This window comes from Microbacterium sp. CGR2, from assembly GCF_003626735.1.
Classification (GTDB): Bacteria; Actinomycetota; Actinomycetes; order Actinomycetales; family Microbacteriaceae; genus Microbacterium.
Genome location: NZ_RBHX01000001.1, coordinates 1,031,657 through 1,045,957 on the forward strand (window position 1 = coordinate 1,031,657; position 14,301 = coordinate 1,045,957).

14 protein-coding genes are annotated in these 14,301 nt (G+C 67.2%); 1 reads left to right on the forward strand and 13 read right to left on the reverse strand.

The window, feature by feature from the left end:
• Positions 1 to 30: 30 nt before the first annotated feature.
• From D7252_RS05235 to D7252_RS05275, 9 genes are all read right to left on the reverse strand, one after another.
• On the reverse strand, positions 31 to 453 hold the full coding sequence (locus D7252_RS05235) for a hypothetical protein (protein WP_120774418.1): 423 nt from the start codon (positions 451 to 453) through the stop codon (positions 31 to 33).
• Between the two features lie 26 nt (positions 454 to 479).
• Positions 480 to 1,469, reverse strand: coding sequence for a hypothetical protein (locus tag D7252_RS05240; RefSeq protein ID WP_120774419.1), 990 nt, complete (start codon positions 1,467 to 1,469; stop codon positions 480 to 482).
• Positions 1,466 to 2,074 carry an RNA polymerase sigma factor gene (locus tag D7252_RS05245; RefSeq protein ID WP_183055182.1) on the reverse strand — a complete coding sequence of 203 codons (609 nt, stop codon included), beginning with the start codon at positions 2,072 to 2,074 and terminating at the stop codon, positions 1,466 to 1,468. The genes D7252_RS05240 and D7252_RS05245 overlap by 4 nt, the downstream gene beginning before the upstream one ends.
• A 31-nt stretch (positions 2,075 to 2,105) precedes the next feature.
• Positions 2,106 to 2,558, reverse strand: a complete 453-nt coding sequence (locus D7252_RS05250) for a hypothetical protein (protein ID WP_120774421.1) — start codon at positions 2,556 to 2,558, stop codon at positions 2,106 to 2,108.
• Positions 2,559 to 2,695: 137 nt separating this feature from the next.
• Positions 2,696 to 3,982, reverse strand: coding sequence for a family 1 glycosylhydrolase (locus tag D7252_RS05255; RefSeq protein WP_120774422.1), 1,287 nt, complete (start codon positions 3,980 to 3,982; stop codon positions 2,696 to 2,698).
• A gap of 7 nt (positions 3,983 to 3,989) precedes the next feature.
• Positions 3,990 to 4,859, reverse strand: a complete 870-nt coding sequence (locus tag D7252_RS05260; RefSeq protein WP_259461052.1) for a carbohydrate ABC transporter permease — start codon at positions 4,857 to 4,859, stop codon at positions 3,990 to 3,992.
• Positions 4,856 to 5,812, reverse strand: coding sequence for a carbohydrate ABC transporter permease (locus D7252_RS05265; RefSeq protein WP_120774423.1), 957 nt, complete (start codon positions 5,810 to 5,812; stop codon positions 4,856 to 4,858). Before D7252_RS05265 ends, D7252_RS05260 begins: the two co-directional genes overlap by 4 nt.
• A gap of 64 nt (positions 5,813 to 5,876) precedes the next feature.
• Positions 5,877 to 7,139, reverse strand: a complete 1,263-nt coding sequence (locus tag D7252_RS05270; RefSeq protein ID WP_251050629.1) for an ABC transporter substrate-binding protein — start codon at positions 7,137 to 7,139, stop codon at positions 5,877 to 5,879.
• Between the two features lie 134 nt (positions 7,140 to 7,273).
• The gene (locus tag D7252_RS05275; RefSeq protein WP_120774424.1) at positions 7,274 to 8,308 is read right to left on the reverse strand and encodes a LacI family DNA-binding transcriptional regulator; all 1,035 of its coding nucleotides are present in this window, start codon (positions 8,306 to 8,308) and stop codon (positions 7,274 to 7,276) included.
• Positions 8,309 to 8,429: 121 nt separating this feature from the next.
• Here D7252_RS05275 and D7252_RS05280 point away from each other — a divergent pair, with 121 nt between their 5' ends.
• A complete protein-coding gene (locus D7252_RS05280) occupies positions 8,430 to 8,897 on the forward strand; it encodes a heme-binding protein (RefSeq protein ID WP_120774425.1) in 468 nt (155 codons plus the stop codon).
• 118 nt (positions 8,898 to 9,015) lie between these two features.
• Here the strand turns inward: D7252_RS05280 and manD are convergent, their stop codons facing one another.
• The 4 genes from manD to D7252_RS05300 form a co-directional block, all read right to left on the reverse strand.
• On the reverse strand, positions 9,016 to 10,245 hold the full coding sequence (gene manD, locus D7252_RS05285) for a D-mannonate dehydratase ManD (RefSeq protein WP_120774426.1): 1,230 nt from the start codon (positions 10,243 to 10,245) through the stop codon (positions 9,016 to 9,018).
• Between the two features lie 76 nt (positions 10,246 to 10,321).
• Complete coding sequence (locus tag D7252_RS05290) at positions 10,322 to 11,719, reverse strand: MFS transporter (protein ID WP_120774427.1); 1,398 nt, start codon at positions 11,717 to 11,719, stop codon at positions 10,322 to 10,324.
• Between the two features lie 55 nt (positions 11,720 to 11,774).
• The gene (locus D7252_RS05295) at positions 11,775 to 12,779 is read right to left on the reverse strand and encodes an L-idonate 5-dehydrogenase (protein ID WP_120774428.1); all 1,005 of its coding nucleotides are present in this window, start codon (positions 12,777 to 12,779) and stop codon (positions 11,775 to 11,777) included.
• On the reverse strand, positions 12,776 to 14,266 hold the full coding sequence (locus D7252_RS05300; protein WP_251050631.1) for a mannitol dehydrogenase family protein: 1,491 nt from the start codon (positions 14,264 to 14,266) through the stop codon (positions 12,776 to 12,778). The genes D7252_RS05295 and D7252_RS05300 overlap by 4 nt, the downstream gene beginning before the upstream one ends.
• Positions 14,267 to 14,301 lie beyond the last annotated feature (35 nt).

A 14,301-nucleotide genomic window follows, 5' to 3' on the forward strand; every position in this document is an offset into this window, starting at 1 on the left:
GGCCGGGCGGTGGGCTCGAAGCGACGCGTCTCAGCCTCGCACCTGGCGGCATGCGGCTTCGAGGCGGACCCAATCGCTGTCTGATGGCGGGGTGAGTTCCCACTCTTCGATGGGCCCGCTTTCCCATGCTGTGGCGACGACGGTGCCGCCGGCGTCGGTGATGTCGGCGACCGCGTTCGCGTCGAGACTGGCGCCGGCCAGAACCTTGCGACGCGTTGTTTCACGGATGCTGCCCCACCATCCCGGTTCGGTACCGCGAGACAGGATCTCTCCCTTCTTCAGCACCGCGGCGACGACATCCCCTGCGGCGGGGGGAACGGTGCTCGCGTCGTCGACGATGAGGACGGGCGGCCGCTTGACGCCCAAGGCTGCGAGGAGCGCGTCACCCTGCGTCGGGAACTCGCCGGAGCTGTGGTGGCGGCCGTTCAGCGTGTGCTCGATGTGGAAGCTCATGCGATGCAGCGTAGCGAGCCGCGAACCTACTCGTCTTCCCAGAGTGTGTACCCGACGACACCGGCGGGGATGAAGTCCTGTGGTGCGGTGAGCTCGTTCTCCATGCCGACGATGCGGCCGGTCTCTTTCGAGATGAGCACGGTGTCGAGGTAGGGAGTGGTCTCGTCTGTGACGCGAAGCCCGATGACCTCGCGGTCGATGCGGTCCGTGGTCTGCCCCAGGACCGAGACCCCGCCGGCATCCACCAGCATGTCGATGAGGGTGGCGTGCTGTGCGTCGGTGAGGGTCCAGTAGCTGAACAGGTGTCCGATGGAGACGAGCACCTGTCCCGACGATGCGTCTTCGTCGGCACCGAACGCTTGCAGGGCCGGGGCCAGGTCATCCTCGGACGACCCCTCGAGGGTGATGAGGGCTTCTGGCGCATTGACCTCGGCGGCTGACATCTCTGTCCTGCTGATGACCTCACCGGGTTCGTATTGACTCGGGGCGACGCCGGCGGGACGGTTGTTCTCTTCCCAGTAGGACTCACCCGCGGTGATGGTGGTCACGGCGCCTCCTCCGGGAGTCCAATCGGAGGCGATCTCCTGCGGGACCACCTCGATGTGCTCGGTGGCCATGTCGATGCTCCACCCCCACGTGAGGTACTCGACGTGGCTCTCCTGCTCGGGTCCACCCGGTGTGCGGAGTGCGTTCTGCGCGTCTTCGACGACCTCTGACAGACTGCCGGCCTCGGCATACTCCAGGCGAGGGGGTGTCAGCTCTGCCACCGCCTGCTGCGTCGGCGAGAAGACGTTGACCGCGACGACGGCGGCAACGGCGACTCCCGCGACGGCTGTGGCGGCGCCTGCCCAGGTTCGAGATCGTCGGGGCGCCGGGCGGCGGCGCGGAGCGACCCTTCCGCGGATGATGTTCTCGCGCAAGGCGATGTCCTTGGCCCGGAGGGCCTCGAAGTCTTTCGCGGGCGCGGGGTTCGCTGCGCGGAAGAGGCGGTCGAGCTCGTCGTCGCGGATGCTCATGCCCCGACCCCCGGTGTCTCCAGCTGTGCGCGCAGTTTGGCACGGGCCCGGGTGAGCGTCGTCCACACTGCCGCTTGGCTGCAGCGAAGGACGTCAGAGACCTCAGCGGCCGTGAGACCGTCCCAGTAGGTGAGCACGACGACCTGGCGCTCCCTCGCGTTAAGGTCGTGCAGGGCCTGCCGCAGGGCGATGACTTCCAGGGGGTGCAGTTCCGAGTCCTCCTGCATCCGACGTGTCAGCGCATCGACGACGTTGCGCTTCGACCTGTCACGGCGAGCGACGTCGCGGAGCTTGTTGTCCGCGGTGCGAAGGAACCATTTGAGGCCCATGGGTTTCGACGGGTTGAGTTTCCGCCACGCGACGACGAACACCTCGGCGGACACCTCGTCGACTTCATCCGGGTTCTCGAGGTAACTGGCAAGGTGGCGACGCACGCGCGGCCAATACTCGTTGAAGAGGATGCGATAGACGACCTCTTTGCCGTTCGGCGTCGACTCGGGCGTCGCGGAGGTGCCCTTCGCCGGAGACGGGATCTGGTCCACGCCCGCGAGGGCGATCTGCAAGCGCGCGAAGATGCCGATGCCTCGCACGGTTACCTCACTCACATCTGCCAGCGCCTCTCACACTATCGAGCGTTCACAGCGCACAGCGGAGGCCGACGGTGGTTCCTGACACGCTCGCTGAGCTGTTCGCGAATGCGGTCGCCAGCACCTGGCCGGCGGAATTCCGGGCTTGAACCATTCCTGACGAACGGGCGTTGGCGATGGACTTGACGGTACGCAACGGCGCCGTGCTCACAGTGGTGCAGATGGTGAAGGCGAGCCTCGTTCCGGTCATGCCGCTGCCGGAGTACGCGCAATACGACCCGGTGGCGCAGCTCCCGACACTGCGCGCGAACCGCGACGAAGCCGTGAGCTCCATCCCGAGTTCCGGCCAGACCGCCTGATGGGTGCCGATCGCAACGCCGCCGGGGAGCGTTTTGAGAGCGTAGACGACGTCCGGATGCAGTTCGTCGGTCGACGCGTCGGCAGCCGTCGGTGTGGCCACGAGCAGCAGGGTCGCAGCGAGTGCGGCAAGGAACCTCTTCATAGTGCTCTCCCGGGCGGTCACACGTCGGACAGGGCGCTGCACTCGGGCGGTAGGCGGCAACGAGATCCCTGCGTGATCTCAGTATCCGCTCGCTGTCGAGCACTTTCGGGTGGCCCTTTGCGGCTGGGAGCAATTCCTTACATATCTTTTGCGCCTCTTTCTCGAAGGGTCCGCCCCGCCAGTTCCGGCCCGCCCGCGTAGGCCGCGAACCGGTCCGCGACAGGATTGCGTCGCCGCTCCAGCCCCGATGGTCCCTCGACCAGATCGAACAGCCCCATGGTGAGCAGGTGGTCCGCGCGCGGACCCCTGCTCTGCCGATAGGTCCACTCGTACATGTCGAAGAGCGGCCACCAGGTGTAGCCGACCACGTCCGTGCCCTCGGCGCGCAGTTCCTCGACAGCCTGCACAGACGCATCCATCCACGCGATGCGGGTCTCAGCGTCGTCGGTCACGCAGGTCTCGGCGAGCATGACGGGCGCGCCGTAGCGCTCGGCATAGAGCTTAAGCATCTCTTTGAGCCCGTCGACGCCGTCGTCGCGTGTCGGGCGGGGGTCGGCGAACCCACCCCCGTGGTGCACGCCGGCCTCGAACAGCTCCGTGGAGTGTCGTGGGTAATAGTTCACACCCATCACGTCGGGGCGCACCGCGTTCTCGCTGAACCAATCGAGACGCTCGCTCGAGACGCCGTGTCCACGGAGAAGAGAAGCGAGCGGATGCCGGTCATCGACCTTCCCGGTGACGAGGTCTTCGGCGAGAAATCCCTGATGGGCGTACCGCGTCGCGGTCTCCCGGTGCTCGGGCGCATCGATGTCTCCGGCGTACCGCATCGAGGCGTCGACGTGGACGAAGGTCGCGCGCTCGCCGAGGACGTCCGCGATCGCCTGCTGCGTCAGCACGAACCCCTGAGCGAGGGCCGTCGCGATCTCCACGAGGCCCTCGGTCCCGCGCCGGTACGGCGGCCAGTAGGCGTACTCGCCGCTGAACAGGGAGTGCAGCATGGGCTCGTTCACGGGCGTGTAGTCGGTGGCGATGTCGCGGTACCGCTCCGCGGCACGCGCGGCGTACTCGGCGACGAACTGGGGATAGTCGGGATGCGCGAACTGGTCATCGATCCACAACGGCGTCCCGTAGTGGAGGATGTCGACGATCGGACGGATGCCGAGCTCGCCGAAGCGGTCCATCACGCGGTCCGTCCACGACCAGTCCCACCGTCCGCGTTCGGGGGAGACGACATGCCACGGGATCCCCCACCGCATGAACTCTGAACCGACGGATGCCGCCAGCCCGAGGTCGTCGCGCCACCGGTCGTAGTGCTCGGTCAGTGCGTACTCGTCGATGGCGCGCTCGCCCGCCCGTTCCTGAGGGATGAAGGTGTTTTCGATGCCGAGCCCGAAGTGGAGGCGGCCGTCGCGGTACCAGGTCATAGGGGTGTCACTTCAGTCCGGTCGAGGCGATGCTTTCGACGAAGCGTCGCTGGATGAGCAGGAAGACGATGGCCAGGGGCAGGACCGCGATCAGCGAACCGGCCATCATGACGCCCTGCGGGATGATCCCGCCGGGGCCGGTGAGCAGGGTGAGTCCGGAGGTGACCGTGCCCATCGAGGCATCCGTCGTGAAGACCAGTGGCCAGAGCAGGTCGTTCCAGTTGTTCACGAAGATGTAGATGCCGAGGGTGAGCAGCGCCGGCACCGCATTGGGCAACACGACGCTGCGGAAGATGCGGAACTCGCTCGCGCCGTCGATGCGGGCGGCGTTGTCGAGATCGCGCGGCAGGGAGAGGAAGAACTGCCGCAGGAAGAAGATGCCGAACGCGTCGGCGGCCCGAGGCGCGATGAGTCCCGCATAGGAGTTCACCCACCCGAGATCGGAGACGAGCTGGTAGATCGGGATCAGTGTCGCCTGGAACGGGATCATGAGGCTCGCGATGATCGCGATGAGAAGGATGCGGCTTCCTCGGAAGTCGAGCCTCGCCAGCGCATATGCCGCAAGCGAGTCGAACACGAGCGCGAACAGGGTGACCCCGCCGGCGAACACGAAGCTGTTCAGGATCAGCCGTGCGAAGGGCAGTTCGGTGAAGATCCGCGTGAAGTTGTCGAGCGTCCAGGCGCCGGGGAGAAGCGTGGGCGGGTAGGCGTTCACTTCGGAGACCGGTTTGAAGGCGGTGAAGACGATGATGAGGATGGGGAGCATCACCGCGACAGTCGCGGCGGCGGCGACGAGCAGCAGCGCGACGGACGCGATCCGACGCCGGGTCGCGTGAGGTGAGCGACGCAGAGTGGGAGTCGAGGCGAGCGTGGTCACGAGGCGTCCTTCTCTCCGCGCGAGAAGAAGAGGAACTGCACGAGGCTGAGCACCAGGGTGATCAGCAGCAGCACGTATGACAGTGCTGAGGCGAAGCCGAGCTCGAGCTTGCGGAAGCCCGACTCGTAGATCTCCATCACGATGGTCTGCGTGCTTCCGTACGGGCCGCCCCCGGTCATGACATAGATCTGGTCGAAGGCCTGCAGCGCGGCGATGAGCGCGACGATGAGGACGAACCCGAGCGAGTTGCTGAGCATCGGCAGCGTGATGCTGCGGAATCGCTGCCAGGCGCTCGCACCGTCGACCCGAGCAGCCTCGTACAGGCTCCCGGGGATGTCCTGGAGGCCGGCGAGGAAGATGACCATGTAGAACCCGAAGCTCTTCCACACCGCCACGAGGACGACAGTGGGCATCGCCAGCACCGGATCCTGCAGGACGTTGCCGAGCTGGATGCCGAATCCTTGCAACCAGTAGTTCAGCAGGCCGATCTGCGGGTCGAGGAGATACGACCAGGCGAAGGCGGCGACGGCGAGGGAGACGATGAACGGCAGAAACAGGAAGGTCCTGAAGATGCCGCGGCCCGGGAGGAGGCGGTTGTTCAGCAGCAGCGCCAGCGCCAGCGCCAGAACGACGACCAGCGGGGTGAAGAGCAGCGCATAGACGGCGGTGTTGCCCATCGCGGTGACGACGCCGGAGTCGGTGAAGACGTCGGCGTAGTTCTGCAGACCGACCCACTCCTCGTCACCGAAACCGCTCGCGTCGGTGAACGACAGCCGGAGGGCGGCGATCATCGGCCAGGCGACGAAGACCGTGAGGATGACGATCGCGGGAAGCAGGAAGGCGATCACCGTCAGCCGGTACCTGTTGCTGCGCCGGAGCGGCGTCCGTCCCCCCAGCGGGGCGGGCGGGCGATAGGGGGTGCGGGTGGGTGGTGCGGCTGTCTGCGTCGTCATCGGCGCTCTCTTCTCGATCAAGGACGTGGGAGGGGCGACGTCGGCGCCCCTCCCACGAGTTCGGTCACTCGATGGCCTGCTGGATCTCGCTCTGCGCTGCGGCGAGCAGCTCGTCGATGTCGCCGCCGGCCACGGCCTTCTGGGTGAGAGTGTCGATCGCGGCGAGCACGTCGACGCTGTTGACGACTCCCGGCAGGAGCGCCCGCCCGGTGGGGGCGATCTCGGTGAGCGACACGACGACCGGGTTCGACTCGACCGACTCCAGCGGGATGTCGGTGCGCAGCGGCGGCCACCCGGACGCGAGCGACCATTCGGTGGCCACATCCTCCTGGAAGAAGTAGGAGAAGAACGCCTCGGCGCCCGCGACCTGGGCGTCGGAAGCCTGCTCGGTGATGCCCATGGACACCCCGATGGCGGATGCCGCCTGCTCCTCGGGACCGGCGGGGATGGCCGCGATGCCGTAGTCGATGTCGTTGTCGGCCGAGATGAACGACATCCACGGGCCGCCGACGTGCATGGCGGCCTTGCCGGAGCTGAAGAGCTCGTCGGCGCCGATTCCGTCGAGGCCGGTCGGAGAGATCTTGTCCTTCGTGACGGCGTCGACCCAGTAGGCGAGCGACTCCGCATTCTCGCTCGAGTCGATGACCGCTTCGGTCGACCCCTCGACGATCTCTCCGCCGCCGCTGAGGAGCAGGCTCGGCCACAGGCCGTTCGCCACCGTCGCGTGGTCGGGGAGGGCGAGACCGTACTGTTCCGGGGTGCCGTCGCTGTTCGCGTCGATGGTCAGAGCCTTCGCGGCGTCGACCCATTCGTCCCACGTCGTGGGGAACTCGTCGATGCCCGCGGCGGTGAACAGTGCCTTGTTGTAGAACACCGACAGCGGCACGAAGCCGGTCGGCACCCCGTACGGTGCTCCGTCGACGGTGACCATGTCGACGGACTGCTCGGCGAGTTCGGAGGTGTTGCTGTCTTCCGACGCGTAGAAGTCCGTCAGGTCGACGAATGCGCCGCGGTCGGCATACACCGGCATCCGCTCGGCGGGCATCGCCACGATGTCGGGGCCTTCGTCGGACGACAGTGCGGGAAGCAGCGTGTCGTCGATGACCGCCCAGGTCTTCGTCTCGGTCTCGATGACGTAGTCGTCCTGCGAGTCGTTGAAGTCGGCCACGATCTGGTCGAGGACCTCGCCGTCGGCCTCGGTGTAGCCATGCCAGAACGTGAGGGTGGCCGGGCCTTCGGAGTTGTCGTCTGCGGGAGCCGTGCATCCGGCGAGGGCGACTGCTGTCGCGCTCGCCGCGGCGACGGCCATGATCGCTCGTTTCATCATCTTTGATGCCCTTCTGTGACTGCATTGTCTGTTCGGCGCGGATGCCGGAGTGCGCAGGTTTACAACGATGGAGGTAAACGTTGTAAATGGATGATCGCCCGTTGCGCGGCCGATGTCAAGCGTTGCCCGGAAGGTTACGGGCGGGCCGTGGTGGACTCGCGCGGGACGAGCAGGAAGTCGGTGGAGACTTCGCGCGGAGGCCCGGCATCCGTGCCGGTGATCCGCGCGACGAGGAGTTCCACGGCGGTCCGGGCGATCTCGGACCGCCCCGGGTCGATCGTCGAGAGGGCGGGGAGGCTGTAGCGGCTCTCATCGAGATCGTCGAATCCGATCACGGCGACCTCGTCGGGCACGCGGATTCCCCGCTCGAGGAGAACGCGCAGCGCACCCAGCGCGAGGGAGTCGTTGAAGGCGACGACACCGTCGAAGTCGACACCCGCGTCGAGGACGGCACGCATCGCGTCGGCGCCATCGACACGGTGCCACAGGTCGACCGGGACCACGAGGGAGTCATCGAGCGGGATGCCGGCCTCGGCCAGAGCGTCGGTGTACCCGCGGAGTCGCAACCCGGGCGATCCGAGTTCTTCGCCCGGATGCGAGCCCAAGGCGAGGATGCGGCGTCGCCCGTTTTCGAGCAGATGGGTGGTGGCCGCCCGTGCGCCGTCGGTGTTGCGCATGGTCACGTGGTCGCGGGATGAGTCGAAGATGCGCTCGCCGAGCAGGACCATCGGCACGGGCACGCGCTCGAGCAGTGCGGCATCACCCTGCTCCAGGGTCAGGACCGAGTGGAGGATGCCGTCGAGGCCGCGAAGGTGCGCATCGCGCAATGCGGCGAGTTCGCTGTCGCGGTCGAGGTCGAACTGTTCGATGAGCACCGAGAAGCCGCGCTCCCGGGCCGCCCGCATCACATCATCGGCGAGCTCTGCGAAGTACGGGTTCCGCAGGTCGGGCACGATCAACCCGATCATGTCCGTGCGCCCGGAGCGCAGGCTGCGCGCGGCACGGTTGGGCTGATAGTGCAGCGAGGCGATCGCCACCTCGACACGTTCGCGCGTCTCGGGGCGGATATGCGGGTAGCCGTTGATGACGTTCGAGACGGTCTTGATCGACACGCCCGCCGCGCGGGCGACGTCGTGCAGAGTCGCCGTCGCCTCTCCTCCTGCTTTCATTCTGGGCACTCTACAACGTTTCCCCACGCGGCCCGGTCGCGGTCTCAGACGTGCGAGTTCGCCGCAGTTCGCCGGTCGCATAGTCTCAGGCGAAGAACCTCCCGAAAGGACGACCAGACAGATGGATGCTGACGCATGGCTGGCCCGGCTCGAAGCAGAGCACGTCGAGCTCGAGCTGACCGGATTCGACCGGCGTGACGCGTGGCGCCTCGGCAGCTCCCTCGCGGAGCGGGCGCTGGCGGAGTCTCTGCCGGTGGCGATCGACGTGCGCACGGCATCCGGCATCCTGTTCCACGCCTCGATGCCGGGCGCGACCGGCGACAACGACGAGTGGGCTCGGCTCAAGGCCGCGACAGCTCTTCGCTTCGAGACGAGCACTGCACTGCTGGAGGCGCGCATGGCCGCCGGCGGCCGCGACATGTTCGAACCCGGATGGCTGAGGCCCGCGGAGTACGCCGTCGCAGGGGGCGCGGTCCCCGTGCGGGTGACGGGCGTCGGTGTCGTCGCCGTCGCGACCGTCTCCGGGCTTCCGTCTGCCGAAGATCACGACGCCGTCGTCCAGGCGCTCAGTGAGCTGCGCGGGCGGTAGGTGAAACGCGCCATCTCGGCCCGCACCACTTGATCCTCGCCCGGCGAGTACTCGAGGCTCACTGCACCCCACTTGATCCGAGCAGGACCGGCAGTTCGGCTGTGCAGCCGGACCTACCTCACCAGTCGTGGACGGTCCCGTCGAGCAGACGGTTCACGGGGAGGTACGCCTTGGTGTACTCGTGTCCGGCGGCAGCAGCCTCGTCGAGTTCGACGCCGAGGCCGGGCTGCTCGCCCGGGTGCAGGAAGCCCTGGTCGAACGTGAACGACGTCTGGAACACCTCGAGCGTCTGCTCGTTGTGCGGCATGTACTCCTGGATGCCGAAGTTGTGGATCGCGAGATCGAGGTGCAGGGCGGCGGCCATGCCGACGGGCGAGATGTCGGTCGGGCCGTGGATGCCGGACTTGATGCCGTAGATCGCCGCGAAGTCGAGCAGCTTCTTCATCGCCGTGATGCCACCGGTGTGCGTGACGGCTGAGCGCACGTAGTCGATGAGACGCTCGGTGATCAGCGTCTGGTAGTCGTACACCGAGTTGAACACCTCGCCGATCGCGAGCGGAGTCGTGGAGTGCTGGCGAACGAGGCGCAGCGCTGACTGGTCTTCGCCGGGCGTGCAGTCCTCGAGCCAGAAGAGGTCGTAGGGCTCGATGTCCTTCGCGAACCGGGCGGCCTCGATCGGCGACATCCGGTGGTGACCATCGTGCAGGATGCGCAGATCGGTGCCGAACTCCTCGCGGATCTGTGCGAAGACACCGGGCATGTGATTCAGGTAGTTGCGGGTGTCCCACGTCTCTTCGCTGGGCCGACCGTTCTCGGCGCGCTTGGCGGGTTCGTAGTCATAGCGCACACCGGGTCCGGCGGCGGAGACTCCGTAGATCTGGCCGAGCCCCGGCACGCCGGTCTGCACACGTACCGCGGTGAAGCCGAGCTCCTGGTAGCCCGTGATCGCATTGGAGAGCGCGGCGTAGTCGGTGCCGGAAGCATGGGCGTACACCCGAACACCTTCACGGCTGGCCCCGCCGAGCAGCTGGTACAGGGGCATCCCCGCCTTCTTCGCCTTGATGTCCCACAGCGCCATGTCGACCGCGGCGATCGCGGCCATCGTGACCGGCCCGCGGCGCCAGTACGGTCCGCGGTACAGGTACTGCCAGGTGTCTTCGATCCGGTCCTCGTCGCGGCCGATCAACGTCGAGGCGACGTGGTCTGCGAGGTAGGAGGCGACCGCGAGCTCGCGGCCGTTGAGGGTCGCGTCTCCCCAGCCGACGATCCCGTCGGACGTGGTGATCTTCAGCGTCACGAAGTTGCGGCCGGGACTGGTGATGTTGACGTCGACGAGCTCGATGGTCATGTCGGATTCCTCGTTCTCGGGGGTGCGGCCACGGTTCGCGGCCGCACCCCGGATGGTGGTGGCGGTCGTCGCGGGGTCACATGGCGGCGCGCGGATCGGTGAGATCGCGTCCCGTCCACTCGGGGGCCCAGATGGCGGCAGCGAGAGCCGAAGCGGTGAAGATGCCCATCAGGACCATGACCGGAACGATGCTGCCGGTCGTCGCCGAGACCCAGGCCGCGACGATGATCGGACCGATGCCGGTGGCGATGATCGCGGCGATCTCTCGCACCATGGCAGTCAGGGTGTAACGGTTGCGAGCACCGAAGATCTCGGGGATGGAGATGTTCTCCATCGACGCCAGACCCAGGACCGAGATGTTGTGGATCAGGGCGTAGCCGACGAAGACCCAGACGAGTTCCGCCGTGTTGATCATGAGCAGAGTCGGCACGATCAACAGGAGCGACAGCGACGTCATGACGATGTACATCCGGCGGCGGCCGAAACGGTCACCGAGGAGGCCCATGAGCGGGATCGTGAGGAACCCGATGAGCGACGAGACGATGACGACCTCGGGGCCGACCTCCTTCGACATCGCGAGCGTGATCGTGATGAACGAGATGAGGTACGTCTGCACGAGACCGGAGTTGCCGGCCTGCCCGAAGCGCAGGAAGAACGAGACGATGATCGCCTTGATCGGCTTGCGCTCCAGGGACTGCAGGGTACGGATGTCGTTGGTCTCGGTGGCGAGCTTCACCACTTCGTCGCGCGAGAGGGCCTTGCCGTCGACGACGTCGGTGCGCTCCTCGAAGACCGGGCTCTCCTTGAGGTTGAACCGCACCCACAGGGCGAAGAGCATGATGACGGCGCTGCCGATGAACGGGATGCGCCAGCCCCACTCGATGACATCGCTCTCGAGCATCACGGCGAGCAGGATCGCCCAGATCGCCGAGGCGAAGAGCGTGCCGCAGTTGGTTCCGAGTGCCACGAGCGAGGCGATGACACCGCGCCGGTTGGTGGGGGCGTACTCCGAGAGCATGACGCCCGCTCCCGAGATCTCGGCTCCGGCGCCGAAACCCTGCGCCAGACGCAGGATGACGAGGAGGATCGGAGCCAGGATGCCGACCTGCTCATAGGTGGGCAGGAAGCCGATCAGCGTGGTTGCCGCACCCATCAGCAGGATCGTGTAGAACAGCACCTTGCGGCGGCCGATGCGGTCGCCGATGCGAGCGAACACGAAAGCACCGATGGGTCGTGCGATGTAGCCGACGCCGTAGGTGGCCATCGCCAGGACGACGGCCATCGCCGGGTCCTCACCGGCGAAGAACAGCTGGCTGAAGACCAGTGCCGCCGCCAGCGAGTACAGCTGGAAGTCCATGAACTCCAGCGCGGTTCCGAGCCAGCCGGAGACGGCAGCGCGGACCAGGTCGCCCATCGAGCGCTGGGCGGTGGGTGGCGCGGACGCATCCACACCGGAGACGGGGGAACTGCTCATCGGAATACTCCTTCGTAGTGATGTGCGCAGGGCGGCGCGGGGCAGCGGTTTTCCGCTAGAGAGCCAGCAGGACCTTGGCCGAGGCGGACGAGTCGCGAGCGAGTTCGAACGCGTGGACGGCATCGGATGCCGGGACGACATGGGAGACGACGGAGGCCAACGACTCGGACGCGGCGAGCATCCTGATCGCGTCGTCGATCTCGGTGGAGAAGCGGAATGCGCCCCGGATCGTGAGTTCTTTCGAGAGCACCGGAGCGAGGTTGACACCGATCTCGGCGTTCGGGAGCATCCCCACCTGCACGATCGTGCCGGCTCGCCGCGCTGCGCGCACGGCCTGGGTGAGCGCCACTCCGACACCGGAGCACTCGAAGACGACGTCGTACGACTCATCGTCGATCGGATCGTGGCCGACGAGGTGGGATGCGCTCGCGCCGAGCGACCGGGCACGGTCGAGCGGTTCGGCGCGCACGTCGCTGACGCCGACCATGCCGGCACCGGCGTCGAGGGCGGCGGCGACCACGAGGAGGCCGATGGGGCCGGCGCCGATCACCAGGACGCGACGGTCGGTGATGTCGCCGGCGAGGGTCACCGCATGGATCGCGACCGCGAGCGGCTCGGCGAGGGCCGCTCGCTCGAGCGGCAGCGACTCGGGGAGGACCCGGATCATGTGGTCTTCGACGATCAGCAGCTCGGATGCCCCGCCCTGACGGTGCGGGTCGGCGGCGGCGCTGCCGAAGTAGTCGCCGCCCGGGCGGAGGTGCGGGTGCTCCTCGAGACCGGCGACGGCGGGGCCGTAGCGTGCGGGATGCACGGTGACCGGCGTGCCCGGGGCCAGGCGGCCGGACGGGTCGAGGTCGACCACTCCGGACAGTTCATGCCCGGGGGTGAGCGGCTCGCGGATCGTGTACTCGCCGTTCGCGCCATGGAAGTAGTAGTGCAGGTCCGAGCCGCAGATGCCCACGAAGTTCACGCGCAGGCGCACCTCTCCGTCGCCGGGTGCCGGGACCTCGCGATCTTCCCACCGGATGTCTTCTTTGCCGTGGACGGCGAGAGCCTTCATGGCTGCATCTCCTTCGTGACGTTCTCGGATGCCATGACAGCGTCGGCGATGGCGGTGTCGACACCCCGACGCTGGATCGTATCGATCAGCTCTCCGGTGCGGATGATGAAGGGGTCGTGGCCGGCGAGCCCGTCGCCGAAGAGCTGCAGCTCAGCGATGACGCGCTCGGCGAGCTCACGCCCGTCGCGTGCCGTCGAGGCCAGAGCAGCGAGACGCTCGCGGGCGGGATCGGTCATCGCAGCGGCGTGCGCTCCGGGCTCGAAGCCGGAAAGGGGGGCGAGGCAGGAGAGGTATGCCGCGACCGTGAGTGCGATCAGGTGCGGCATCTCGCCGCGGCCGAGGGCGAGCAGCGCGGGTTCCGGTATGCGTTGGCGCAACTTGACGGAACCGTCGGTGCCGACCTGACTGGTGCGGTGACCGAGTGCGCTGTTGCCCCAGCGTTCGAAAAGCTGTCGCTCGTATTCGCGGATGTCGATGCCGGAGGGGACTTCGATCGACGGTTCGTACTCCGTGCGGAGTACGGCGAGAGCCGCGCTCGCGATCTCGTCTCCGGCGATGGCTTCGGGGATGGTTCCGGCTCCGCGGAGAGCACCGAGGTAGGCGATCAGGGAGTGGGTGCCGTTGAGCAAGCGCACCTTCATCTGCTCGTAGCGCCCCACCTCGCTCGTGAACACTGCGCCGCCGAGCTCCCAGGCAGGGCAACCGCCGGCGAACCGGTCTTCGATGGCCCACATGGTGAACGGTTCGGCGGGGACCGGGATCTCGTCGTGCGCACCGAGGAGGGCACCGACGCGCGCCCGCAGCTCCGGCGTCGTGGACGGCACGATGCGGTCGACCATGCTCGAGGGGAAGGAGACGGCTCGGTCGAGGAACGTCAACGTGTCGGCGCTCTCTGCAGCGGGCAGCGCCTGGAGGAACTCGCGGACGAGCTTCTCGGTGTGTGCGCCGTTGGCGGAGAGGTTGTCACAGCTGAGGACGGAGATCGGCGCTCCGCCCGATGCCGCGCGAGCCTGCAGGCCCCGAGCGAGTTGGCCGATCGTGGAACGAGGAGCGCCGCCGCCGAGGTCGGAGCGGACCGCGGGGTCGTCGAGGTCGAGGCGCTGTGTCGCGGGGGAGTAGCTGTAGCCGTTCTCGGTGACGGTCAGGGTGACGATGCGGATGCCGGGATCGGCGATCTGCGCGATGACACGGTCCGGCCGCTCGGCCCCGACGAATGCGTCGGTGTGTACGCCCGGGACCATCAAGGAGGTGCTGTCGGGTGCGATCGTCGCGACGGAGTACAGCATGTCCTGCGCGTGCATCGCGTCGACGACCGTGCGGGAGCGCGAGGCGACCCCGATGATTCCCCAGTCACCGCCCGAGGTGGCCAGCGCGGCGGCGGTGTAGACGGCCTGGTGCGCTCGGTGGAAGCTGCCCAGACCCAGGTGGAGGATACCGGCGCGTTCCGGAGCCGGGTGATCGGCGATGATCGACATGTAAGAGATCATGTAGCAGTTGTACAAACTTGTCAACTCTTTTCACA

Coding starts and splice junctions, on each gene's coding strand:
- D7252_RS05235 (WP_120774418.1), bottom strand. CDS start 453: ATGAGCTTCCACATCGAGCACACGCTGAACGGCCGCCACCACAGCTCC.
- D7252_RS05240 (WP_120774419.1), bottom strand. CDS start 1,469: ATGAGCATCCGCGACGACGAGCTCGACCGCCTCTTCCGCGCAGCGAAC.
- D7252_RS05250 (WP_120774421.1), bottom strand. CDS start 2,558: ATGAAGAGGTTCCTTGCCGCACTCGCTGCGACCCTGCTGCTCGTGGCC.
- D7252_RS05255 (WP_120774422.1), bottom strand. CDS start 3,982: ATGACCTGGTACCGCGACGGCCGCCTCCACTTCGGGCTCGGCATCGAA.
- D7252_RS05265 (WP_120774423.1), bottom strand. CDS start 5,812: ATGACGACGCAGACAGCCGCACCACCCACCCGCACCCCCTATCGCCCG.
- D7252_RS05270 (WP_251050629.1), bottom strand. CDS start 7,139: ATGATGAAACGAGCGATCATGGCCGTCGCCGCGGCGAGCGCGACAGCA.
- D7252_RS05275 (WP_120774424.1), bottom strand. CDS start 8,308: ATGAAAGCAGGAGGAGAGGCGACGGCGACTCTGCACGACGTCGCCCGC.
- D7252_RS05280 (WP_120774425.1), top strand. CDS start 8,430: ATGGATGCTGACGCATGGCTGGCCCGGCTCGAAGCAGAGCACGTCGAG.
- manD (WP_120774426.1), bottom strand. CDS start 10,245: ATGACCATCGAGCTCGTCGACGTCAACATCACCAGTCCCGGCCGCAAC.
- D7252_RS05290 (WP_120774427.1), bottom strand. CDS start 11,719: ATGAGCAGTTCCCCCGTCTCCGGTGTGGATGCGTCCGCGCCACCCACC.
- D7252_RS05295 (WP_120774428.1), bottom strand. CDS start 12,779: ATGAAGGCTCTCGCCGTCCACGGCAAAGAAGACATCCGGTGGGAAGAT.
- D7252_RS05300 (WP_251050631.1), bottom strand. CDS start 14,266: ATGATCTCTTACATGTCGATCATCGCCGATCACCCGGCTCCGGAACGC.